Here is a 351-nt window from a genome sequence, read left to right on the forward strand (position 1 = left end):
TCCCTAATGTCACGTGGAGGGATCGAAAAACTGTTTGTTGATATGCCTTGGCGAGTAATTTCTGGTTTTTGGCGTATTGATTGACGGTTCCCAGAGGTTAAGGAAGCGAAGGAATCACGCGGAGAGATTTTTGATGCAGGACCGTCTGAGAATGGGTGTGAGTCATCTTCTCGGATAGGTTTTTATGAGCTTCTTCGTCGCAACAGTGGGAACAAGGTTGATGTGTTTAAACATCTTGAACGCATTGGCAGGGATGAGGCCATAAGGCTTCAATCTGATCGCATTGCTGACAGGCTTGAAGGTCTGGGGATTCCGTCTAGGCGTAAGAAGAAGGATGGCACCTAATTCAAG

The 351-nt window shown here is 46.7% G+C and carries 1 protein-coding gene; it reads left to right on the forward strand.

What is annotated here, in order from left to right; translation table 11 throughout:
• Positions 1-222 precede the first annotated feature (222 nt).
• Positions 223-345 (forward strand): hypothetical protein, encoded by a 123-nt coding sequence (locus tag KP705_RS20850; RefSeq protein ID WP_256445929.1) that lies wholly within the window; start codon positions 223-225, stop codon positions 343-345.
• Positions 346-351 lie beyond the last annotated feature (6 nt).

The sequence above is a fragment of the Gluconobacter sp. P1D12_c genome (genome assembly GCF_018812105.1).
Classification (GTDB): Bacteria; Pseudomonadota; Alphaproteobacteria; order Acetobacterales; family Acetobacteraceae; genus Gluconobacter; species Gluconobacter oxydans_A.